Genomic DNA, 21,723 nt, shown 5'->3' with positions numbered 1-21,723 from the left:
TTTCCCATGTTCGCTCGCATTGGGGATCCGAAGTCTCCCACAGCTACCGAAAGAACCCCCTTATCGGACTCCCCAACCGGCACATCGTGGGCTTAACTTATGTTCCATGACCTCCCCCCGCGCCACCTACGGCGGCGGTTACTACACCGCGCCGTCGTTCCCGGACACCCCTATCTACGACTCCCTGGTCGCGGAGCGGGGCACGCCTCAGATCGCGCCGATCCGAGTGCCTTCCGCCTATGACACGGGCAACAGCTATCTGCCGGCTCTGCCCTCCGCGCTGCCCGCCCTTCCCGCGGCGCCCTCCCAGCCCGCACCGTCGTACGGCGGCTACCAGCAGCAGCCGATGCCCATGCAGCAGCCCATGCCGCTGCAGCACGCGCCCGCGCCGTACATCCCGCAGCAGGCACCGCCGCGTGGGTACCCGGCCGCCCAGCCGCAGCCCCAGCCGCAGCGTCCGATGCCCGGTACGGGGTACGAGGCGATGCGTCCGGCGGCTCCGCGCCCGGCGCCCGCGCCGCCCACGCAGTACGACGACCCGTACAACCGGCCCTACCAGACGCGGGGGTACTGACCTGCGGGGTGCCGGCCGGAGGTTCTGACTCACGGAGGTTCCGGCCTGCGGAGGGGTGGCGACCTGGGGGTAGTGACCCAGGGAATGTGCCCGCTCGGGCCGGGGGCTGCTGACAGGATGGCTTCATGCCGAAGCCGGTCCCTCAGCCAGTTCAGCCAGCCCAGTCGGTTCAGTCGGTTCAGTCGGCCCGGTCAGTGCGACCGAGCCCGTCAGTTCTGCACGCCCTGCGCATCCATCCGGTCAAGTCGATGGCCGGCTGTACGCCCGAGCGCGCGCTCGTCGAGCCCTGGGGGCTCGCCGGGGACCGGCGCTGGACACTGATCGACGGCACGGGAAAGGTGGTCACGCAGCGCCAGCGGCCACGGCTGGCCCTGGCCCGCGCCGAGTCACGGCCGGACGGCGGGATCCGGCTGTACGCGCCCGGACTTGAGCCGCTGACGGTCCTCGAACCATGGACGGCGCCTGAGCCGCCCACGGTGGCAGGAGAACCGGAGCCGGGGGGCACGGGCACCGTCGTGGTGGATGTTTTCGGGACCAAGGTCGAAGCCGTGCCCGCGGGGAGCGATGCGCACGAGTGGGCGAGCACCTACCTCGGGGTGGAGGTCAGGCTCGTCCATCTCGACGCCCCCGCCTCGCGCAGGCCTGTCGATCCACAGTTCGCGCGGCCCGGGGAGACGGTCAGCTTCGCGGACGGTTTTCCGCTGCTCGTCACCACGCTCGGCTCGCTCGACGCCCTCAACTCCCTGATCGCGAGCGGGGATCACGCGGATGAGGGCCCGCTGCCGATGGACCGGTTCCGGCCGAATCTTGTCGTGGCCGGGACAGCGCCCTGGGCCGAGGACGGCTGGCGCCGTGTCGCCGTCGGGGAGGTGGCCTTCCGGGTCGCCAAGCCCTGCGGTCGGTGTGTCGTCACCACCACGGACCAGCGGACCGCCGAGCGCGGCAAGGAGCCGCTGCACACCCTTGGCAAGTACCGCCGGCTCGACGGGCGGCTGATCTTCGGGCAGAACCTCGTCCCCGAGTCCACCGGCACGCTCCGGGTGGGTGATCCGTTCACGGTGCTCGACTGAACCCCGGCCTGCCCCGATGAGCCCCGGCCCACCCCGAACGACCGCCCCGGACAGACCCGCCCTCGACGACAGGTGGGTGCAGCGGACAACGAGGTGAGCTTGCTCTCTCTTCGCCCCCATCGCGCGTAAACCGTGCTGCCCGCGGCTAAAACGGACACGGAAGGGGGTGCGGAACGGTGCGCACGATACTGGGACTCTGGCGCTGGCGGCGCAACCCCCTGCGCAGAGCGACGGATCTGATCGAGGCGTGGGTCGCGCTGGCGGCGGTGGGACTGTTCGCCCTGGCCGCACCTCTCGTCGGCTGGCTCTGCGGGAACGCCGTCGACGCGTCCTTGCGGGAGACGGTCCGTTTCCAGCACGAACAGCGGCACCGGACGACCGCCGTGGTCGTCGGCCGCTCCACCGAGCGCCATGTCGTCGCGTTCGACGCCGAGTCGGCCGCGGAGCACGACACGGGCAGCCGGATGATCGCCACCTGGCGGACGGCGGACGGCGGTTCCCGTACGGGCCTCGTCTCCGCGCCCTCGCGCGAGCCCCGGGCGGGCGACACCTTCGGCATCTGGGCCGACGAGCGCGGCAGACCGGTGAAGCCCCCGATGAACGCGGACAGCGCGCGTACCCACGCCGTGCTGGCCGGACTCGCCGCCGGGGTGCTGGCGGCCGGCCTGGTGGAGTGCGGCAGGCGGCTGATCGTATGGCGCCTGGTGCGGCGGAGGTACGAGCACCTCGACCGGGCATGGTCCAAGGCCGGCCCCGACTGGGGCCGCACCGGCGCGGGCAGTTAGGGCCTCTCGTTTGGATCTGGCTGGGCTCGCGTGCCCTGGCACCGCGCCTCGCCGCGTTGTCGTCGGTCGCCTACGCTCCGCGTGGACTCCCTCCTCCGCCTTGCGATCCACGGCACCACGCGTACACCAGCCGCTGCCGCGGCGGGCGCTCCCCCACCCAGCCAGACCCAAACGAAAGACCCTAGGTCCCGTCCGGTCGATCTCCTACCGTGAGGCGGTTGGTCCGGCAAGTTCCGCGAGGCGGTTGGTCCGGCAAGATCGAAAAAGTCCGGCCGCCGGGCCCGTCCGGCAGGGAGCGTCGTGGCGAAGTCCCGTCCGAGAGCGGCCTCTCGCGTCAACTCGGGGCTGTCATGCGCGCTACGGTGGTGCCGCCCGGTCCGCCCTTGCGGCCGGGGTCCGGGGCCGGCGCCCGGGACGGCACAGCACGCGCACACGCACGAGGTGGGGGCACAACAGCGCCATGGCACAGGGCACGGTCCAGGTGACGCACACCGGAACATCGCGTTGGCGGCGCCGCACGGGCGAGTACGCCTCTCTCGCCGCCGCCCTGGAGGCGGCCGGCGACGGCGACGTCCTCACCGTCGCCCCCGGCACCTACCGGGAGAATCTCATCGTGGCGCGCGCCGTCACGCTGCGCGGTCCTGAGGGCTCGCCCGGTTCCGTACGTATCGCGCCCGCCGACGGCGTCCCGCTGACCGTCCGCGCCTCCGCCACCATCCAGGACCTCCTTGTGGAGGGCCAGGACGCGACCTCGCCCGCGCTCCTCGTCGAGGACGGCGCACCCGAGCTGACGGAACTGCGGATCGTGACCCGCTCCGCGGCCGGCATAGAGGTGCGGGGCGCGGCCCGGCCCACCGTGCGCCGCTGCACCGTCGACAACCCGGCCGGCGTCGGCATCGGCGTGCTCGACGGCGCGGGCGGGGTCTTCGAGGAGTGCGAGATCGTCGCGGCCGGGCAGTCCGGGGTCTCGGTGCGCGGGGGCGCGCATCCCCGGCTGGAGCGCTGCCGGATCCACCACGCCTCGGGCGCGGGCCTCTCCGTCACCGGCGAGGGCAGCGGTATGGAGGCCATCGGCTGCGAGGTGTACGAGATCAAGGGCACCGGTGTGCAGGTGACATCGCGCGCCTCGGCCCATCTCACCGACTCCTCCGTACACCGCACCTCGGCGGACGGGATAACCCTCGACACCGACGCCGTGCTCACCCTCTCCGACTGCGACATCCATGACATCCCGGAGAACGCGGTCGATCTGCGCTCCCGCTCGGTGCTGACCCTGACCCGCTCCACGGTGCGCCGCTTCGGCCGCAACGGGCTCTCCGTCTGGGACCCCGGCACCCGGGTGGACGCCAACCAGTGCGAGATCCACGACAGTACGGGCGACTATCCGGCCGTCTGGGTCAGTGACGGCGCGACCGTCGTCCTCGACTCCTGCCGGGTGCACGACGTGCCCGACGCGCTCTTCGTCCTCGACCGCGGCTCGCGCGCCGATGTCGTCGACAGCGACATCTCCCAGGTACGGAACACGGCGGTGTCGGTGAGCGACGGTGCGACCGCGCAGCTCGACGACTGCCGGATCAGGGAGGCCTCCACCGGCGCCTGGTTCCGTGATCACGGCAGCGGCGGCACGCTCAACTCCTGCACCATCGACGCCGTACAGACCGGCGTCATCGTCACCAAGGGCGCCGATCCCACCATCGAGCGCTGTACGGTCACCTCACCCGCCGAGGCCGGCTTCTACGTCTCCGCCGAGGGCCGCGGCACCTTCCACAACTGCCGGGTGACGGGCAGCGGCGGCTACGGCTTCCATGTGATGGACGGCTGCCGTACGTCGCTCACGCGGTGCCGTACGGAACGGTGCGCGCGCGGCGGTTACGAGTTCGCCGAGGACGGTCCGACCGCCGAGGACTGCACCAGCGACGAGAGCGGCGTACTGACGCCGTCCCCGGAGCCGCCCTCCATACTGACGGCGACCCAGACCACCGGGCTGCTCGGCGCGGTCCCTCCGAAGACGGCCGCCTCGTCCGCGACCGCGACCGCCCGGGACGCCGCCGTCCCCGCCACGGCGCTCGCGCGCTCCTCGGAGGAGGTGCTCGGGGAGCTCGACGCGCTGGTCGGTCTCGACAGCGTCAAGCGGGAGGTCCGTGCGCTCACCGACATGATCGAGGTCGGGAGACGGCGCAAGGAGGCGGGCCTCAAGGCCGCGTCCGTCCGCCGCCATCTCGTCTTCACGGGCTCCCCCGGCACCGGCAAGACGACGGTGGCCCGGCTGTACGGCGAGATCCTGCACTCACTCGGGGTGCTGGAGCACGGCCATCTCGTGGAGGTCTCCCGGGTGGACCTGGTCGGCGAGCACATCGGCTCCACCGCGATCCGTACACAGGAGGCCTTCGACCGGGCGCGCGGCGGGGTGCTCTTCATCGACGAGGCGTACGCCCTCTCCCCCGAGGACTCCGGACGGGACTTCGGCAAGGAAGCGATCGACACGCTGGTGAAGCTGATGGAGGATCACCGGGACGCGGTCGTCGTGATCGTCGCCGGGTACACGGCCGAGATGGAGCGCTTCCTGACGGTCAACCCCGGTGTGGCGTCCCGTTTCTCACGGACCATCACCTTCAGTGACTATGAGCCCGACGAGCTGCTGAGGATCGTGCGGCAGCAGTCGGAGGAGCAGGAGTACCGGCTGGGCGAGGGTACGGCCGAGGCCCTCGTCAAGTACTTCACGGCGCTGCCCAAGGGGCCCGCTTTCGGCAACGGCCGTACCGCGCGGCAGACGTTCGAGTCGATGGTGGAGCGGCACGCGGGCCGGGTCGCCCAGTTGCCGGAGACCAGCACGGACGACCTGACGCTGCTCTACGCGGACGATCTGCCCGAACTGCCCTGAGGCTCCACGGCCCTTGGCGGCCGGCGCCCGTGGCCCCTCCCGGATCGCTCCCCGGATCGCTCCCGGATCGCTCCCGGATCGCTCCCGGATCGCTCCCGCTCCCTAGCCGCTCCCGGGTCTCTCCCCTGCCTGCCCCTGCCTGCTCCCCCGGTCACCTCCCGGACGTCTCCGGCCGCTCTCTCACTCGCTCCCCGGACGTTCGCTCCCCGGCTCACTCCCGTGCCGGTCGCGCCGCTCACCGCCCCGCTCGCCTCGCTGCCGCGGCACCACGGGCGGGGGCAGCCGGTCGAGCAGCGCGGCCCGTTCCCTGGCGAAGTCCGGGTCCGCCTGGTAGTCGGAGTGCCCGAGGACCGGCTCGGGCAGCGGGTGCAGCCCCGTACGCCCATAGGCGAGCGGGTCCTTCAGCGGCCCCCGGTCCACCTCGGGACGGTCACCCTCGGCGGGGACCCGGACCGGGCCTCCGATCGGGTCGGTGGCCCGCCACAGATTGCGCCAGCAGTGCACCTCCCTGCTCAGATCGCTCAGCGGCCCCGCGCCGAAGTACGCCGGGAACCAGCGGCCGTACAGCCGCTCCAGCGGTGACCCGTACGTCAGCAGCGCCACCCGGTGGCGCGTGGCGGCGGGAAGCTGCCAGACGGCCGCCGCGGCCAGCACACTGCCCTGGGAGTGACCGGAGAGGACGAGCCGGCCGCCGGTACGCGCGGTCCAGGAGCTGATCCGCCAGGTGAGGTCGGGTACGGCGCGCTCGGCGTAGCACGGCGGCGCGAAGGGATGGGCCGCGCGCGGCCAGAAGGTGCCCACGTCCCAGAGGATGCCGATGGTGCGCCGGGCGGAGGCGTCACGGTAGGCCCGACGTCCCCAGGTGACGAAGAGTATGAAACCGAGGCCGACCAGCCAGGAGCCCAGCGCCTGCGCGGTGTCGGCCACGGACTCCACGAAGGACTCGGCGCCCTTCGCGGCCTGGCCCGGCACCTCGCCGCTCAGCCAGGACCCGACGATCGCGGCGGAACCGAGCAGCAGGGCGGCGCCGGAGATCAGACCGATGAGCCAGGGCACGGCGTCGGTGAGCAGGGCCCTGGCACGGACACCCGCCACCTGTCGGGTACGGATGGAGTCCGCGGTCACCTTGCCGTACTCCGACTCGACGACGGGCGCCAGCTCGCGGGCGGTACGCACGGTACGTACGGCGAGGACGGCCACCGGGACCAGCAGCATGGCGAGCAGGACGGGGATGACGGAGGCCTGCCAGCTCAGCAGCACCGGCGGGCCGGGGATCGCGCCCCCGCCCATCCCTGGCGTGGCGTCCCCGTCGAGCCAGTCGGCGACGCGCTGGGCGACTCCACCGGTCATCACACCGCCCAGCCCGCAGGCGAGCATCGCGACGGCGGGCCCGCCGAGGCCGCGCATCGCGGTCCTCGCGTGCGGCGCGCGGCGGTGGAGGACATGGGCCGTGACGGCGAGCGCGACGACGAGGGAGACCTGCGCGAGGGCGATCACACGGAAGGTCATGTCGCCGGGGATCACGCCCATGGAGACCCAGCCGGGCCTGGACCACGCGGCGTACACCATGGACAGGACGAGCAGGGTGAGCGCGGTGGCGGGCAGCCTGCTGATCAGCATCCGGTCGAGGGTGCCGTCGCGCCGGCGCTCGCTGCGGCCTCTGCTGCACACCACCCAGACCACCACCACCGCGCAGACCAGGAGCGCCGCCTGGAGCAGCCGGCCCGGCACGGCGGGCGGCATCCCGGCGGAACCGCTGTCGTGCTCGGAGGCGGCCGTCGTCAGCGCGGCGGTCACGGTGAGGAAGCCGGCGGCGGTGTGCGCGGCGCGCAGCCGGGCGACGAGCCGACGGCCGTACCAGAACCCGGGGCGGCCCATCGCGGGCCGTATCCGCACCGGGCCCTCGCCCGGCGCGGGACGCCCGTCGGTCTCGGTGGCGGGCGCGGCGGTCGTCGCCGTGGGCGAGGCGGCACCCGCACCGACACCGACACCGGCATCGGCGCCCGCACCCGCACCCGCACCGGTGGGCGCGTCAGCGGAGGCGGAGGCGGAGGTGGACGGTGTGTCGGTGGGCGGGCGCTGGGCCTCGTAAGCGCTCCATGTGCGGTTGGACAGATACCAGAGCAGCCCCACCAGCGCCGTGGGCACCAGCGAGGCGAGGGCGAGCCGCCGGCCGGGCTGCGACCACCAGCCGTGTCCCTCCGGCGACAGGAAGCCGAGCCAGGACTGCTCGGCGACACAGTCCGCGGAGCCGGCGCACTGCCACGCGGTCAGATCGAGCGCGACCTCGCAGACGGCGGCGGTCAGCAGCACGGTGAGGGTGAGGGCGACCAGCCGTACGAGGACTCCGTACAGCCGCTGCGACTTGGCCAGCCCCTTGGTGGCGGGCCGCATCCAGTGCGCGAGATTGACCACCATGAAGGGGAGCAGCAGAAGCCACAGGGCCCGTGAGCCATTGCCCGAGGTGAGATTGGACCAGCAGTACGCCTCGGGGACGGGCCTGTCGGCGTAGCGCTCGGGATACCGCTCCGCCTCCGCGTCGTCCCTGCGCCGGTAGACGGCGGCCGTCTCGTCACCGGTGATCCTGACCGTACGCGGATCGTCGAGCATCTTCTGCGGGGTGGCCCCGCCGACGCCGTGGACCAGCAGTTCGAGCGCGGCTCCGCCGCCGTGCGGATCCGGGGTTTCTGAGGGCACTTCGATGGCTCGCTCTCGGAGTGAACAAGGGTGGGCCGGGCACGGTCGGCGCGACAGGGGTCATCAGAATCCCGGACCCCGGCCGTTCGCCGCGCGACCCTCACGGAATCTCCCCGGAGCCCGCCTCCGCCAACCCCCGGCACGGGTGTCCGAACCCCGTGCGAGGATGAGGGACCCGTACCGATCGGACATCCCCGGCCATCGGGGACGGCAGGGTACGACAGCACGTACGACAACGGGTGAACGAGGACGACCACATGGATGACGACCCGGAGAGGAACGGCCCGGCGGTGAGTGACAGTCAGAACCTCCTCGCGGAGCAGCGCCGGGCCCTGATCCTGGACGAGGTGCGCCGACGGGGCGGGGTCCGTGTCAATGAGCTGACGCGCAGGCTCAATGTCTCCGACATGACGGTGCGGCGGGATCTGGACGCGCTGGCCCGCCAGGGGGTCGTCGAGAAGGTGCACGGCGGTGCGGTGCCGGTGGTCGAGGCGAGCGCGCACGAGCCGGGATTCGAGGCGAAGTCGGCGCTGGAGCTGGCCGCCAAGGAGGACATCGCGCGAGCGGCGGCGGCGATGGTGGTGCCCGGGAGCGCGATCGCGCTGTCCGGCGGGACGACGACCTATGTCCTGGCGCACCATCTGGTGGACGTGCCGGATCTGACGGTGGTCACCAACTCGATACGGGTCGCCGAAGTGTTCCACGCGGCGCAGCGCGCGGGTGTGGCGGGCGGCGGACACCCCGGGGCGGCGATGGTGGTGCTGACCGGCGGGGTGCGCACACCGTCGGACTCACTGGTCGGCCCGGTGGCGGACCAGGCGATCCGCTCGCTCCACTTCGATGTGCTCTTCCTCGGAGTGCACGGCATCTCGGTGGAGGCCGGGCTGTCCACACCGAATCTCGGCGAGGCGGAGACCAACCGGCGGTTCATACGGTCGGCACGCCGGGTGGTGGCGATCGCCGACCACACCAAGTGGGGCACGGTGGGCCTGAGTTCCTTCGCGACGCTGGACCAGGTGGACACGCTGGTGACGGACGCGGGGCTGTCGGACGAGGCCCGTGAGGAGATCGCCGAGCTGCTCCCGGGTCTGGTGGTGGCGGGCGAGTCCGAGGACGTCAAACCGCCGAGGGACGCCTGAGCGCTCGCCCACGGCCCACCGCCCCCGACCCCGGCCATTCCCCGGCCATTCCCCGCCCCCGACCCGCGCACGGACGCGGACGGAGGCGCGGGCTCGGGTGGAGGCGCACGGGCGCGTGCGTCGGCGCGGCACTGGGCCGCTGCTCCGGGCCGCACGGGTGGTCCGGGCCGCGCGGGTGGGGCCCGTCCGGCCTACGATCGGGGCGTGAGCGCCTTCCGTATCGACCGCACCACACCGCTCTCCCCCGACGAGGCCTGGCGTCGGCTCACCGACTGGCCGGCGCACTCGGGACAGGTGCCGCTGACGGAGATCTCCGTCCTGACCCCCGGCCCCACCCGCGTCGGAACGGTCTTCGTCGCCCGCAGCGGACTCGGACCGGCCAGGATCGACGATCCGATGGAGGTCGTCGGCTGGCAGCCGCCCGCGTCGGGCGTCCCGGGCCACTGCCGGCTGGAGAAGCGCGGCAGGGCCGTCATGGGCTGGGCCGAGATCCATGTGTACGTGGACGAGGAGGACGAGGCCGGATCCGTCACCCGGGTCCGCTGGGAGGAGGAGCTGCGGATCCGTCCGCTGCCACGGCCGCTCGACGCCCTGACCGCACGCGCCGGGCATCTCGTGTTCGGCCGCGCCGTCAGCCGTTTGCTGCGCGACGGACCAGCGCGATCGTCTCGTACCACGCACTAAAGTGTGCGGTCCCACCCTTCGACGCCGCCCAGGGATGTGCTGTCCATGGCCCGCCAACTCCGTTCCGTGGAACTGGGCTTCGCCGAGTCCGCACCCGTGCGCCTGGTGTACACGGGCCTGCTGGCCGCGCGGCCGGAAGCGGTCTACCGGGCGCTCGCCACCGAAACGGAGTCCTGGCCCGAGTGGTTCACCGCGGTGACCGCCGCGACGCCCACCCCGGAGGGCCGTACGGTCCGGCTCCGGGGCGGTTCACACTTCCGGGAGACGGTGCTGGCCGCCCAGCCGGATGTGCTCTACGCGTATCGCACCGACGAGACCGACGCACCTGGCGTACGCGCCCTGTTGGAGGCGTGGCGGCTGGCACCGGCGGGCAGAGGCACCCGGGTGCGGTGGACCGTGGCCACGGACGGGACGGCGGTGTACCGCACCGTTCTGCGGCTGGCCCGCCCGGCCATGGGCCGCACCTTCCGGCAGGCGGTACGCGCCCTGGACCGACGCCTCGCGAAAGCCTGAGCGCGGGGACCCGCGAGGGGCTGACGCAGAGGCCCGCGAAGACCTGAGCCCAGGTCCCTGAACGCCCGAGGACCTGAGCGCCCGGGGATCTGAGCGCCCGGGGACGTGGACGCCCGAGGAGCCGAGTGTCCGGAGGCCTGGCCGCCCAAGGGCTCAGGCGCCCTTCGGCCAGACGCCGTTGGCCAGGAAGTGGTCCAGTGTGACCGTGTACGGGGCGATGTCCAGGCCCTGCCGGGTGAGCCAGGCGTCCGAGTAGTACTTGTCGAGATACCGGTCGCCGGGGTCGCAGAGCAGCGTGACCACACTGCCGTGCCGTCCCTCCGCGACCATCTCCGCCACGATCTTCAGCGCGCTCCAGAGCCCCGTGCCGGTGGAGCCGCCCGCCTTCCGTCCGATGGCCCGTTCCAGCGCGCGTACGGCGGCGACGCTCGCCGCGTCCGGCACCTTCATCATCCGGTCGATGGCCCCCGGCACGAAGCTCGGTTCCATCCGCGGCCGGCCGATGCCTTCGATCCGGGAGCCGTGCTCGCTGCGCGCCTGCGCGTCGTTGCGGGTCCAGCCGTCGAAGAAGCACGAGTTCTCCGGGTCCGGGACACAGATCCGGGTGTCGTACTGCATGTAGTGCACATAGCGCGCGATGGTCGCCGAGGTGCCGCCGGTCCCGGCCGTGGCGACGATCCAGGCGGGTTCCGGATAGCGCTCCAACTTCAGCTGCTGATAGATCGATTCGGCGATGTTGTTGTTGCCGCGCCAGTCCGTCGCGCGCTCCGCGTAGGTGAACTGGTCCATGTAGTGGCCGCCGGTTCTGGCGGCCAGGCCCGCGGACTCCTCGTACAGCTTCCGCGAGTCGTCGACGAAGTGACAGCGCCCGCCGTGGAATTCGATCAGCCGGCACTTCTCGGCGCTGGTGGTACGGGGCATGACCGCGATGAAGGGCACCCCGATCAGTTTCGCGAAGTACGCCTCGGAGACCGCCGTGGAGCCGCTGGACGCCTCGATCACCGGCTTGCCGGGGCGGATCCAGCCGTTGCACAGACCGTAGAGGAAGAGCGAGCGGGCGAGCCGGTGCTTGAGGCTGCCGGTCGGATGGGTCGACTCGTCCTTGAGATAGAGGTCGATGCCCCATTCCTCGGGCAGCGGGAAGCGCAGCAGATGGGTGTCGGCGGAGCGGTTGGCGTCGGCCTGGACCTTCCGTACGGCTTCCTTGAGCCACGCGCGGTACTCGGCGTCGCTGCGGTCCACGTCGACGGTCGCCCTGACGCCACCGTCGCCCGCAGCCCCGGCGTCCGCGGTCCCGGCCCCTGCCACCGGTGTGGCGCCGGTCGCCGTCATGGGGCCGCCCGCCGTCGTGAGGCCGGTCGCCGTCGTGAGGCCGGTCGCCGTCGTGGCGTCGGCCCCTGCCGTGGCGCCGCCCGTTCCCGTGCTGTCCCGTCGCGTCATCCCCGTGGTCCTCGTCTCGTCGTCCCTCTCCTGAAGGTACCCGTACCACCTGCGCAAACGTCCCCTTTGGGGAGCCATAGCGATGCCTTGGAGACCCTGTGCGCGATGCGCTCTGGTGTCCATGCGCATACTTGGGCAGACTGCTGTGAGCGGTCTGCACAGAGGGGGCTGAGGGCCATGGCGGAGCCGGAGTTCGACGCGCGCGGGGTACGGATAGAACGGTGGCCCCGCTCACTGACCACGGCGGGTCAAGTCCTTATCCAGGACGGCAGGCTGGCTCTGCTGACCAGCTACGGCCGGGTGATCGACAGCGCGCCGCTGCGGGCCGTACGGGCGGCGAGACCCTGGTTCGCGGGCCGTGGCAGCACGGTCGCCACCGTGAACGGGATCCGCTACCGGCTGACCATGGGACAGCGCGATCACCGGCCCGACGCCCCGGCGCTGGCCAAGCGGTTCATGGAGGCCGTCAGCCGGGCGAGCCGTAAGAGCGCGTGACCTGTCGGCGCGGTGCCCGCTCCGCCGGCGGGGCTCCCGACCCGTCGATAGGGCCGCCGACCCGTCGGCGGAGCGCCTGATCCACCGTGGAACGCGTGACCTACGGCAGCACGTCCGGCCTACCCCCGAAGACACGACCAGCCTTTGATTCGCCGCGAGTTGCGAAGCCGGGTCCCCTGGTTCACTCTGGTCTCACATCACTCAGGGTGAACCGGCGGTAACACTGCGATCCAGCCCCGCCGGGCCGGGAACAGCAGCGAGCCAGCGAGCGAGTTGCTGGATCCGATCCTTCGTCGTCTTCCGGACCTCATTTCGGGGAGTCGCAGCCGTGATCAGCCAGCCCCGCAGGCATTGCACGGTGGAGCTCCAGGCCCTGCCGTCGCGGATCGGTCAGGTCCGCAGAATCATCTCCGCACAATTGCGTTCTTGGCATCTCGATCCTTTGATCGACCAAGCGGCACTCGGCGTCACCGAGCTGCTGACCAACGTCCACCGCCACGCACAGCCCGACAAGCAGTGCACCGTCGACATCGAGCTGCTGCTCGAACGCCTCATGGTCTCGGTCAGTGACCACGACCCCCGGATACCGACGGTCAATCGTGCCAATCCCTTCGACACAGGCGGCCGCGGTCTCGCACTGATCGCGGCCGTGAGCGAGAGCTGGGGCGTGCGCGCCCGGGGCGATACGGGCAAGAGCATCTGGTTCACGCTCCCCACGCCGCCGGCCGCACTCTCCCTGGCCCTGCGTCCGGTGTACGGGGCGACGACCGAAGGCCCCTTCCCGGGCTTCGAGTCCGGCGCTCTGGCCGGCGAGCACCGGGCCGCCACGGTCCGGTCGGTCACGGTGAGCTGACCGCGCGCACGTCCAGGACCGTTCCGGTGAGCGCGCGGGGCCGGGAGCCACCCGAATGGTCCACCGCGGTCTCGCGCGGCGCGGCGAGCGGGGCGGCAAGCGGGGCGGCGGTGCGCCCGGCCGGAGCCGTACGCGTACCACCTCGGAAGTGCGCCCCGTTCGCGCGGTGCTCCCCCGCCGAACTCGCGCTGGATTCTGTACCTACTAGTATGTACGGTAATCGTGTGAGCACTTCCGAGCGTCTGATCGAGGCCACCCGCGAGCTGCTGTGGGACCGGGGCTATGTGGGCACCAGTCCCAAGTCGATCCAGCAGCGGGCCGATGCGGGCCAGGGCAGCATGTACCACCACTTCACGGGCAAGCCCGCGCTGGCGCTGGCCGCGATACGGCGTACCGCCGCGGAACTCCGGGCGACGGCCGAGGCGACGCTCGGCGGGGACGGTTCGGCGTACGGCCGGATCTCGGCGTATCTGCTGCGCGAGCGCGATGTGCTGCGCGGCTGTCCGATCGGACGGCTCACGATGGACCCCGACATCATCGCCGACGACACCCTCCGGGCCCCGGTCGACGAGACGGTCGACTGGCTGCGGGGCCGGCTGTCCGGAGTCGTCGAAGAGGGCCAGAGACAGGGCGAGTTCGCCGCCGGTCTCGTTCCCGCGGAGATCGCGTCGACAGTGGTCGCGACCGTCCAGGGCGGCTATGTCCTGGCCCGCGCCACCGGCTCACCCGCGGCGTTCGACGCGGGCGTGCGCGGACTGCTCGCGCTGCTCGCCCCCGACGCGCGCCATGCCGACAGTGCCGCGCGCCATGCCTAGAGAGTGCCCCGGACCGGTGCGGGACCACTCACATCTCAGGACAGGGAGCATCCGATGCACACCATGCAGTACGAGATCACCCTTCCCGCCGACTACGACATGGGAATCATCCGCAAACGCGTCGTGGACAAGGGCCCGCTCCTGGACGACTTTCCAGGGCTCGGCCTGAAGGCGTATCTGATCCGCGAGCTCGCCGACGGCTCGCCGGTGAACCAGTACGCGCCGTTCTACATCTGGAACGCCGCCGACGCGATGAACGCGTTCCTCCTGGGGGCCGGATTCGACGGTCTCGTGCGGGACTTCGGGCGGCCCGTGGTGCGTTACTGGACGGGTCTGCTCCATGTGGAGGGCCCCGCCCAGACGAGCGTGCCGCGCACGGCCGTACGCCGTCGCCAGCACCTCCCCGAGGGCACGGCCCTGCGCGCGTCGGCCGACGCGGCGGTACGGGAGACCGAGCGGCTGGCCGGTCTCGACGGCGTCGTGAGCGCGGCGCTGGCGCTCGATCCGCGCCGTTGGGAGCTGGTCCACTTCACGCTGTGGGAGCACGACACCCCGCGCGAGGTGGGCGACCGCTATCAGGTCCTGCATCTGTCGCAGCCGCAGCGCGCGGAACTCAGTGAGTGAGCGCGCCCAGCGGGTCGTCCAGCACCGGCTGCCACGCCACCTCGGCCGCGCCCACCAGGCTGTTGTGATCGAGGGTGCAGGACAGAATCGGTACGCCGCCGCCCCGGCCCCACAGACTGCGGTCGGCCACGACCGCGTGCAGCCGCTCCGGATCCGCGTCGAGCAGTTCGCGGTGGAGCCCGCCGAGGATGATCCGGTCGGGGTTGAGGATATTGACCAGCCCGGCGAGACCCAGCCCCAGCCGGTCGATCAGTTCCTCGGTGGCCCGGCGTACGGCGGGGTCGGCGTACTCCGTACGGAGCAGATCGCGCGACTGCTGGAGCAGGGAGACCTCGGGACCCGGCGCGCGGCCCGCGGCGGTGAGAAAGGCCAGCGGGTCGGCCTCGACATCGAGACAGCCCTTCCCGCCGCAGTAGCAGGGCCGCCCCTCCGGGTTGACCGTGAGATGGCCGACTTCGAGGGCGAGGCCCGAACTGCCGGTGTGCAGACGGCCGTCGAGGACGAGCGCGCCACCGACACCGCGGTGTCCCGTGGCGACACAGAGCAGATGCTGGGCACCGCGGCCGGCGCCGTGCCGGTGCTCGGCGAGGGCGGCGAGGTTGACGTCGTTACCGGTGAAGGCGGGGCCCTCGATACCGGCCGCGCGTACCCGTTCGGCGAAGACGTCCCGGACCGGGGCGCCGGCCGACCAGGCGATGTGCAGCGGGTTGAGGGCGGTGCCCCCCGGCTCTGCGACGGCCGAGGGCACGGCGAGGCCCGCGCCCACACAGCGCCGTCCGGTGGAGCGCAGCAGCGCGGCCCCGGCCTCCACGGCCTCCCCCAGCACCTGCGCCGGGTCGGCCGAGACCGTACCGCAGCCGGGCGCGGTGGCGACGATACGGCCGCCGAGCCCGACCAGCGCGACCCGGAAGCCGTCGACATGCACCTGGGCGGCGAGGGCGACGGGTCCCTTGTCGTCGACCGACAGCCGGTGCGAGGGCCGTCCCTGGGAGCCCGCGGCGGCGCCGGGCCGCGAGTCGACCCGGATCAGCCCGAGTGCCTCCAGCTCCGCGGCGACCGCTCCGGCCGTGGCGCGGGTGACACCCAGCTCCGCGGTGAGCACGGCCCGGGTGGGCGCGCGGCCCGTATGAACCAGCTCCAGCGCAGGGCCGAGCGCGCCGCGGCCTCTCTCCAGCCTCGTCCGGGTAGTGGTCCCCTTGCCGTTCATGGAGGCGAGTCTCCCATGATCCGAAGGCGTGACGGCGTCCTGGGCCGCAGCTTGTACGGATCGCTCCCCGCGCCTATTCTCATTTTGTGCCGCATCTAAACAAAGTAGGGACGGCCGTCTCGGGGGGCGACGACAAGGACCCCGCGGCGCGCTCCTCGTTGTCCCGGCTCCGTACCGCGCTGACCGTCTTCTTCGCCCTCGACGGCTTCATGTTCGCCGGCTGGGTGGTCCGTATCCCCGCGATCAAGGAGCAGACCGGGGCTTCCGAGAGCGATCTCGGGCTCGCCCTGCTGGGCGTATCCGCGGGTGCCGTTGTCACGATGGTGTTCACCGGGCGGCTCTGTCAGCGGTTCGGCAGCCATCCCGTGACGGTGGTGTCCATGGTGCTGCTCTCGCTGAGCATCGCGCTGCCGCCGCAGGCACACTCGGCCCTGACGCTCGGCCTGGTGCTGCTGCTCTTCGGCACGGCCTACGGTGCTCTCAACGTCTCCATGAACAGCGCGGCCGTCGATCTCGTCGCGGCCCTGCGGCGGCCGGTGATCTCCAGCTTCCACGCGGCCTACAGCCTCGGCGGGATGGTGGGGGCCGGGCTCGGCGGGCTGGTCGCGGGCGGTCTCTCCCCCACCGTCCACCTTCTGCTTCTGACCGGTGCGGGACTGCTGGTGACCGCGGTGACCGGGCCCGTGCTGCTGCGACAGGCCGCACCCGTACTCCTACCCGCCCCCGTACCGGCGCCCGTCCCCGGTGCCGAGGCGGGTGTCGCGCACGCGCCGCGCGAGCGTGAGCGGAGCACCCGGCGGGTGGTTCTGCTCCTCGGGGTGATCGCCCTGTGCACGGCGTACGGCGAGGGGGCCATGGCCGACTGGAGCGCGCTCCATCTCACCGAGGACCTCGGCGCCTCCCCCGGGCTCGCCGCCGCCGGTTACTCCCTCTTCGCCCTCGCCATGACGGCGGGACGGCTCTCCGGCACGGTCCTGCTGGAGCGGCTCGGCCAGAACCGCGCCCTGGTCCTCGGCGGCCTCACCGCCGCGCTCGGAATGCTGCTCGGCGCCCTCGCGCCGACCGCCTGGGCGGCCCTTGCGGGCTTCGCCGTGGCCGGGCTCGGCCTCGCCAACATCTTCCCCGTGGCCGTCGGCCGCGCGGGCGCGCTGGCGGGACCCGGCGGTGTCGCCACCGCGTCCACGCTGGGGTACGGCGGGATGCTGCTGGGCCCGCCCGCGATCGGTTTCCTGGCCGACTGGTTCTCGCTGCCGCTCGCCCTCACCACCGTCGCGCTGCTGGCGGCGGCCGCCGCGGTCGTCGCCCACGCCGCGCGGAACGTATCGGCGGAACCGGCGCGTCAGCCACCTCATCGGCAGGCGCCCCAGCAGGCGTGAACGAGCCCGGAACGAGCAGGCGTGAAGGAGCGGACGCCGGCACGGGCACCGGCATGCGCGGGTGAGCGGACCGGGCGCCCGAGCGGAGGGAGCGAGCAGGTGAGTAGGCGTACTCAGGCACAGCCGTTCCATCCGGCGCACCCTGGAACCATCACACCTCAGGGAGAAGATCATGGCTTCTGGACTGCTGACCACACTCGCGCGGCTGACCTTCGGGAACCGCGTGTCCCAGGTCTATCTCGGTCTGGTCGCGGCGACGACCGTCTTCGTCGCGGTCGACACCCTCTTCGTACAGCACCAGGACGCGTCGTTCGCGGGAGTGTGGCTGTTCTTCCTCGCGGCGCCGACCGTCTTCGTCTTCTTCATGGGCGGTGAGCTGGTCGGCGGTACGTTCGCCGACTCCGCCGCGTTCGTCTATCCCGCGCTGGTGCTCTCGGTGCTGATCCAGGCGGCGGCGCTGGGTGGTTTCGTACGGCTGCTGCGCGACCCGCGGCGGCCCTCGCACCCGCGCGAGGCCTGACACCTGGCATACGCGACGCGTCCGCCGTCCCGGAGTTCCTCCGGCGTACCGGCGCGGTCGTGGCGGCTCTCGCCTTCGTGGGGCGGGTCGTCCAGGTCCTCTGGCGTTTCCCCCGACGGGCGGGCACGGACGGTGAGACCGGCCCGTCCGGGCCGGGGACCGCCCCGGAGGCTCAGCCGAGCCACCCCGGTCGTACCAGCCCCGACTCATAGGCGAGAACGACCAGTTGGGCCCGGTCGCGGGCGCCCAGCTTCACCATCGTCCTGCTGACATGCGTCTTGGCCGTGAGCGGGCTGACGACCAGCCGTCGGGCGATCTCCTCGTTGGAGAGACCGATACCGACCAGCGCCATCACCTCCCGCTCACGCTCGGTCAGTTCGGCCAGCCCCGCGACATCCGTCGGGACCTTGGAGCGGGACGCGAACTCCGCGATGAGCCTGCGCGTCACCCCCGGCGAGAGCAGCGCGTCACCCGCCACCACCGCCCGTACCGCGCGCAGCAGTTCATCCGGCTCGGTGTCCTTGACCAGAAAGCCGGAGGCGCCGGAGCGGATCGCCTCGAAGACGTACTCGTCGAGCTCGAAGGTGGTGAGCATGACCACCTTCACCTGGTCGAGCCCGCCGGCCCCGGTGATCCCGCGGGTGGCCGCCAACCCGTCCAGCAGTGGCATCCGGATGTCCATCAGCACCACGTCGGGTCGGAGTTCGCGTACCCCGCGCAGCGCCTCCTCCCCGTCGGCGGCCTCTCCGACGACCTCGATGTCCGGCTGGGCGTCGAGCAGTGCGCGGAACCCCGCCCGTACCAGCGACTGGTCGTCGGCGAGCAGTACACGGATCACGCTCACGCTCACTCCTCTCCCGGCTCGATCCTCAACGGTCACTCCTCGGTCCCTCCTCGGTCCTCGGGGGAAACGGTCACTCATCGGTCCTCAGGGGAATCGTCGCCCGGACGCGGAACCCTCCGCCGGGGTGCGGTCCGGCCTCGATAGTGCCACCGAGCGCGGCGGCTCGCTCACGCATTCCGACCAGCCCGTTGCCCGTGCCACCGGCGTCCCCGCCGGCCGCGGGGCCCGCGTCGTCGACACCGAGTTCGAGCAGTCCGGGCGCGTGGCCGACCCGGACCTGTGCCGTACGGGACACCGAGTGGCGCACCACATTGGTCAGCGCCTCCTGGACGATCCGGAAGGCGGCCAGATCGACACCGGGCGGCAGTGCGACCGGGCGTCCGTCGCGCAGGACCTCGACGGTGAGTCCGGCGCCCGCGGCCTGTTCTACGAGTTCGGGCAGCCGGTCGAGGCCGGGGGCGGGCGCGCGCGGGGCGTCGCCGGGGGTTCTGAGCGTGTCGAGGACCTGCCGTACCTCGCCCAGCGCCTCCTTGCTCGCCGCCTTGATGGTGGTGAGCGCCGTACGGGCCTGTTCCGGGTCGGAGTCGAGCAGGGCGAGTCCCACGCCCGCCTGGACATTGATGACGGAGATGGAGTGGGCGAGCACGTCATGCAGCTCACGGGCGATCAGCAGCCGCTCCTCGTTCTGTCTGCGCTTCTCGGCCGCCTGCCGCTCGGCGCCCTCCCTGGCCCACTGCTCCCTGCGGACCCGGATGACGTCGGAGGCCGCGCAGAGGGCGAACACGAAGGCGGCGATGACGAGTTCCTGTCCCCAGGGCGCCGCGCGGTCGTGCTGCGGGGGCAGCCACCGGTAGAGCCAGTGCACGATGAGCGTATGGCCGGCCCAGAGCAGTCCGACGGCCCACCACGCCGCCCGCCGGTGGCCCTCGACGATCGCGGCGAAGCAGGCCACGCCGACGGTGATGAAGACCGGTCCGTACGGATAGCCGGCGGCGAAGTAGACCAGGGTGCTCGCCGAGACGCCGAAGACGGAGACGACCGGGTGGCGGCGGCGGAAGAGCAGCAGGGCGGGTCCCGCGAGCAGCAGCAGCCGCGCGTAGATGTCGAGGGGGAGACGCTCGCCGTGCTGGTCGGCCGCGGCGAAGGCGGTTCCGACGAGGACGAGGACGGCCAGGAACAGGGTCGAGGGCCAGGGCGGCCGACGGCCCGGCCGCCCGGCGCCGGACCGGAGGCCGGGGCCGCCGCCGGACCACAGGGCGGGCTCGACGGACCGTCGGCCGGGACCGCCGCCGGAACGGCCACCGACGCCCTGCCCGGACCACCGGCCGGACCCACCGCCCGGTCCGGCACAGCCCGGTCCGACACGGCCCGGTCCGACACGGCCCAGTCCGGCACGGCCCAGTCCGACACGGCCCAGTCCGACACGGCCCAGTCCGGCACCGGGTCCACCGCCCGGTCCGCCGTCGCGTCCCCGGGGCAGCCGGAACGGCGGACCGCCCCACGACCCCCGCGACCAGGAGCGTCCGCCCTGCGGCCAGGGCGGACCGCCGCGGCGGCCGGCGGGACCGCCGCCGGCCCGGTCTCGGCGGGTGGGCTGCTCTTCCATACCGGTCACGCTAGACCGGCCCGGAGGTCCGGGCGTCAGCCGTGCGTGGCGATCACACATACTCCCTGAGGAGTACGGCCCGGTCCGCGGTACGCCCGGTCCACGGCGGACACCACGGACATCGGACGAGCTCAGGACCCGGCGACGCCGCCGGGAACGGTACCGGCGGCCCGACCGGTGGCCCGCGCTCCGGCCTCGGGCAGTCCGACGTTGTGCGCCAGGCGTCGCGTGCCCTGCGCGAAGAGCTCGTCACGGGCCTCGACGAGATCGTTGAACTGGCCGAAGACCTCGAACGAGAGCAGACCGAAGAGCTCCGCCCAGGACGCCACCAGCGCCGCCACCACCTCCGGCGGCAGACCGAAATCGAATCGCGCGGTCAGCCGTTCCGCCTCCGGGCGCAGTTCGTCGGAGAGCGCGGGAAGTGTGATCCCGCCCGCGCGGTGGGCGTCCTGGGCCACGGAGATCAGCGTGAGTGCGACGCGGGACGCGGGCGCGACGGTGAGCTGGGGCGCCGAGTAGCCGGGTACGGGAGAGCCGTAGATCAGCGCGTATTCGTGCGGATGGGCGAGGGCCCAGGCCCGTACCGCCGCGCAGACGGCGGTCCAGCGGCCGACATGATCGACCGGCTCGTGGGGACCGGCGGCCGACTCGACGGATTCGGCGGGAGCGGCGGAATCGGCGGGCTCGGCGGGCTCGGCGGAATCAGAGGACGCGGGATCGGCGGGGGCGGCGAAGTCCCCGGTGGCGAGGGCCTGTTCGGCGGCCGAGCCGACCGCGTCGTAGGCGTCGATGATCAGTGCCGTCAGCAGCTCGTCCCGGCTCGGGAAGTAGCGGTAGAGCGCGGACGACACCATGCCCAGCTCGCGGGCGACGGCACGGAGTGAGAGCCTCGCCGCGCCCTCGGCCGCGAGCTGTCTGCGCGCCTCGTCCTTGATGGCCGCCGTGACTTCGCTACGGGCTCGTTCCCTGGCTCCACGGATCGTCGTCATGGAGAGCAGTGTGCCATGTTCCGGAGCATCGCCCTAAATCGAGAGCACCGCTCTTGCTCAGGAGCACCCGTTCAGTGCACACTGCTCTCAAGCGAGAGCACCGCTCTCACAATCTCAGGGGAGTCACCATGTCGGAGCCGTACTACCTCAAGGCCGGCGCGTTCGGTGTCAGGTTGAACAGCCTGGTCGGGCGGCTCGCCCGGCACGGGGTGAGCGTGCTGGGCACGGCGGAGCTGTCCGTGCGGGGCCGCAAGAGCGGCCAGATGCAGCGCATCCCCGTCAACCCGCACACCTATGGGGGCAGCCAGTACTTGATCTCGGCCCGTGGCCACTCGCAGTGGGTACGGAACATGCGTGCCGCGGGCGGCGGTGAGCTTCGGGTGGGCCGCAGGATCCGGACGTTCACCGCCACCGAGATCCCCGACGGCGAGAAGCTCGCGGTGCTGCGCACCTATCTGGAGCGCTGGGGCTGGGAGGTCAACCAGTACTTCCAGGGGGTGACCGCGAAGTCCTCGGACGCGGAGATCCTCGCGGCGGCGCCCGACCACCCCGTCTTTCTGATCAGGACGGACTCCTGATCAGAAAGAGGCGGGACGAACGGGCGTGAGAGG

The 21,723-nt window shown here is 72.2% G+C and carries 21 protein-coding genes; 15 read left to right on the top strand and 6 right to left on the bottom strand.

Going from position 1 to position 21,723, the window contains the following annotated elements; genetic code table 11:
* Window positions 1-106 precede the first annotated feature (106 nt).
* The 4 genes from OG214_RS34345 (at window position 107) to OG214_RS34330 (ending at window position 5,310) form a co-directional block, all read left to right on the top strand.
* Complete coding sequence (locus OG214_RS34345; RefSeq protein ID WP_363083638.1) at window positions 107-574, top strand: DUF6643 family protein; 468 nt, start codon at window positions 107-109, stop codon at window positions 572-574.
* A 194-nt stretch (window positions 575-768) separates the two neighbouring features.
* On the top strand, window positions 769-1,644 hold the full coding sequence (locus tag OG214_RS34340; protein WP_405986923.1) for an MOSC domain-containing protein: 876 nt from the start codon (window positions 769-771) through the stop codon (window positions 1,642-1,644).
* A 176-nt stretch (window positions 1,645-1,820) separates the two neighbouring features.
* Window positions 1,821-2,429 (top strand): hypothetical protein, encoded by a 609-nt coding sequence (locus tag OG214_RS34335; RefSeq protein ID WP_405986922.1) that lies wholly within the window; start codon window positions 1,821-1,823, stop codon window positions 2,427-2,429.
* 460 nt (window positions 2,430-2,889) lie between these two features.
* Window positions 2,890-5,310, top strand: a complete 2,421-nt coding sequence (locus OG214_RS34330) for a right-handed parallel beta-helix repeat-containing protein (RefSeq protein ID WP_405986921.1) — start codon at window positions 2,890-2,892, stop codon at window positions 5,308-5,310.
* 180 nt (window positions 5,311-5,490) lie between these two features.
* On the opposite strand, the gene OG214_RS34325 is transcribed toward OG214_RS34330, so the two are convergent.
* Window positions 5,491-8,013: a hypothetical protein gene (locus OG214_RS34325; protein WP_405987690.1), complete on the bottom strand. Its 2,523-nt coding sequence runs from the start codon at window positions 8,011-8,013 to the stop codon at window positions 5,491-5,493.
* A gap of 284 nt (window positions 8,014-8,297) precedes the next feature.
* Between OG214_RS34325 and OG214_RS34320 the strand changes: the two genes are divergently transcribed.
* From OG214_RS34320 to OG214_RS34310, 3 genes are all read left to right on the top strand, one after another.
* On the top strand, window positions 8,298-9,146 hold the full coding sequence (locus OG214_RS34320; RefSeq protein WP_363085200.1) for a DeoR/GlpR family DNA-binding transcription regulator: 849 nt from the start codon (window positions 8,298-8,300) through the stop codon (window positions 9,144-9,146).
* 204 nt (window positions 9,147-9,350) lie between these two features.
* The gene (locus OG214_RS34315) at window positions 9,351-9,830 is read left to right on the top strand and encodes an SRPBCC family protein (protein WP_405986920.1); all 480 of its coding nucleotides are present in this window, start codon (window positions 9,351-9,353) and stop codon (window positions 9,828-9,830) included.
* 45 nt (window positions 9,831-9,875) lie between these two features.
* Window positions 9,876-10,343, top strand: a complete 468-nt coding sequence (locus tag OG214_RS34310) for an SRPBCC family protein (protein ID WP_363085202.1) — start codon at window positions 9,876-9,878, stop codon at window positions 10,341-10,343.
* A gap of 153 nt (window positions 10,344-10,496) precedes the next feature.
* Here OG214_RS34310 and OG214_RS34305 read toward each other — a convergent pair whose 3' ends face one another.
* Window positions 10,497-11,675, bottom strand: a complete 1,179-nt coding sequence (locus tag OG214_RS34305) for a PLP-dependent cysteine synthase family protein (RefSeq protein WP_405987689.1) — start codon at window positions 11,673-11,675, stop codon at window positions 10,497-10,499.
* Window positions 11,676-11,960: 285 nt separating this feature from the next.
* Between OG214_RS34305 and OG214_RS34300 the strand changes: the two genes are divergently transcribed.
* From OG214_RS34300 to OG214_RS34285, 4 genes are all read left to right on the top strand, one after another.
* The gene (locus OG214_RS34300) at window positions 11,961-12,278 is read left to right on the top strand and encodes a hypothetical protein (protein WP_363085469.1); all 318 of its coding nucleotides are present in this window, start codon (window positions 11,961-11,963) and stop codon (window positions 12,276-12,278) included.
* A gap of 328 nt (window positions 12,279-12,606) precedes the next feature.
* Entirely contained in the window at window positions 12,607-13,131 is a 525-nt protein-coding gene (locus OG214_RS34295) for an ATP-binding protein (protein ID WP_363085468.1), read from the top strand.
* Between the two features lie 209 nt (window positions 13,132-13,340).
* On the top strand, window positions 13,341-13,946 hold the full coding sequence (locus tag OG214_RS34290; RefSeq protein WP_405986919.1) for a TetR family transcriptional regulator C-terminal domain-containing protein: 606 nt from the start codon (window positions 13,341-13,343) through the stop codon (window positions 13,944-13,946).
* 54 nt (window positions 13,947-14,000) lie between these two features.
* Complete coding sequence (locus tag OG214_RS34285; protein ID WP_363085466.1) at window positions 14,001-14,570, top strand: DUF4865 family protein; 570 nt, start codon at window positions 14,001-14,003, stop codon at window positions 14,568-14,570.
* On the opposite strand, the gene OG214_RS34280 is transcribed toward OG214_RS34285, so the two are convergent.
* Complete coding sequence (locus tag OG214_RS34280) at window positions 14,560-15,777, bottom strand: ROK family protein (RefSeq protein WP_363085465.1); 1,218 nt, start codon at window positions 15,775-15,777, stop codon at window positions 14,560-14,562. The two genes, OG214_RS34285 and OG214_RS34280, sit on opposite strands and share 11 nt — an antisense overlap.
* An 86-nt stretch (window positions 15,778-15,863) precedes the next feature.
* Between OG214_RS34280 and OG214_RS34275 the strand changes: the two genes are divergently transcribed.
* From OG214_RS34275 to OG214_RS34265, 3 genes are all read left to right on the top strand, one after another.
* Window positions 15,864-17,153, top strand: coding sequence for an MFS transporter (locus OG214_RS34275; RefSeq protein WP_405986918.1), 1,290 nt, complete (start codon window positions 15,864-15,866; stop codon window positions 17,151-17,153).
* A gap of 172 nt (window positions 17,154-17,325) precedes the next feature.
* Window positions 17,326-17,673, top strand: coding sequence for an SCO4225 family membrane protein (locus OG214_RS34270; RefSeq protein ID WP_365906491.1), 348 nt, complete (start codon window positions 17,326-17,328; stop codon window positions 17,671-17,673).
* Between the two features lie 59 nt (window positions 17,674-17,732).
* Window positions 17,733-17,885: a DUF6332 family protein gene (locus tag OG214_RS34265; protein ID WP_405986917.1), complete on the top strand. Its 153-nt coding sequence runs from the start codon at window positions 17,733-17,735 to the stop codon at window positions 17,883-17,885.
* Here the strand turns inward: OG214_RS34265 and OG214_RS34260 are convergent.
* From OG214_RS34260 to OG214_RS34250, 3 genes are all read right to left on the bottom strand, one after another.
* Window positions 17,846-18,511, bottom strand: a complete 666-nt coding sequence (locus OG214_RS34260) for a response regulator (RefSeq protein ID WP_405987688.1) — start codon at window positions 18,509-18,511, stop codon at window positions 17,846-17,848. The two genes, OG214_RS34265 and OG214_RS34260, sit on opposite strands and share 40 nt — an antisense overlap.
* A gap of 76 nt (window positions 18,512-18,587) precedes the next feature.
* Complete coding sequence (locus OG214_RS34255) at window positions 18,588-19,772, bottom strand: histidine kinase (RefSeq protein WP_405987687.1); 1,185 nt, start codon at window positions 19,770-19,772, stop codon at window positions 18,588-18,590.
* 482 nt (window positions 19,773-20,254) lie between these two features.
* Window positions 20,255-21,112: a TetR/AcrR family transcriptional regulator gene (locus tag OG214_RS34250; protein WP_405986916.1), complete on the bottom strand. Its 858-nt coding sequence runs from the start codon at window positions 21,110-21,112 to the stop codon at window positions 20,255-20,257.
* A 128-nt stretch (window positions 21,113-21,240) separates the two neighbouring features.
* On the opposite strand from OG214_RS34250, the gene OG214_RS34245 reads away from it, so the two are divergent.
* On the top strand, window positions 21,241-21,690 hold the full coding sequence (locus OG214_RS34245) for a nitroreductase family deazaflavin-dependent oxidoreductase (RefSeq protein WP_405986915.1): 450 nt from the start codon (window positions 21,241-21,243) through the stop codon (window positions 21,688-21,690).
* Window positions 21,691-21,723 lie beyond the last annotated feature (33 nt).

Origin of the sequence: Streptomyces sp. NBC_00872, from assembly GCF_045161915.1 — a bacterium.
In the GTDB taxonomy this organism is placed as follows: Bacteria; Actinomycetota; Actinomycetes; order Streptomycetales; family Streptomycetaceae; genus Streptomyces.
The sequence above is the reverse complement of the archived record's forward strand: the minus strand, read 5'-3'. Positions and strand labels throughout refer to the sequence as shown.

Bases quoted from the DNA above. Each gene is read 5' to 3' on its own strand.
- OG214_RS34280 (WP_363085465.1), bottom strand. From the start codon at position 15,777: ATGAACGGCAAGGGGACCACTACCCGGACGAGGCTGGAGAGAGGCCGC.
- OG214_RS34290 (WP_405986919.1), top strand. From the start codon at position 13,341: ATGTACGGTAATCGTGTGAGCACTTCCGAGCGTCTGATCGAGGCCACC.
- OG214_RS34330 (WP_405986921.1), top strand. From the start codon at position 2,890: ATGGCACAGGGCACGGTCCAGGTGACGCACACCGGAACATCGCGTTGG.
- OG214_RS34345 (WP_363083638.1), top strand. From the start codon at position 107: ATGACCTCCCCCCGCGCCACCTACGGCGGCGGTTACTACACCGCGCCG.
- OG214_RS34305 (WP_405987689.1), bottom strand. From the start codon at position 11,675: ATGACGGCGACCGGCGCCACACCGGTGGCAGGGGCCGGGACCGCGGAC.
- OG214_RS34245 (WP_405986915.1), top strand. From the start codon at position 21,241: ATGTCGGAGCCGTACTACCTCAAGGCCGGCGCGTTCGGTGTCAGGTTG.
- OG214_RS34270 (WP_365906491.1), top strand. From the start codon at position 17,326: ATGGCTTCTGGACTGCTGACCACACTCGCGCGGCTGACCTTCGGGAAC.
- OG214_RS34285 (WP_363085466.1), top strand. From the start codon at position 14,001: ATGCACACCATGCAGTACGAGATCACCCTTCCCGCCGACTACGACATG.
- OG214_RS34310 (WP_363085202.1), top strand. From the start codon at position 9,876: ATGGCCCGCCAACTCCGTTCCGTGGAACTGGGCTTCGCCGAGTCCGCA.
- OG214_RS34250 (WP_405986916.1), bottom strand. From the start codon at position 21,112: ATGACGACGATCCGTGGAGCCAGGGAACGAGCCCGTAGCGAAGTCACG.
- OG214_RS34300 (WP_363085469.1), top strand. From the start codon at position 11,961: ATGGCGGAGCCGGAGTTCGACGCGCGCGGGGTACGGATAGAACGGTGG.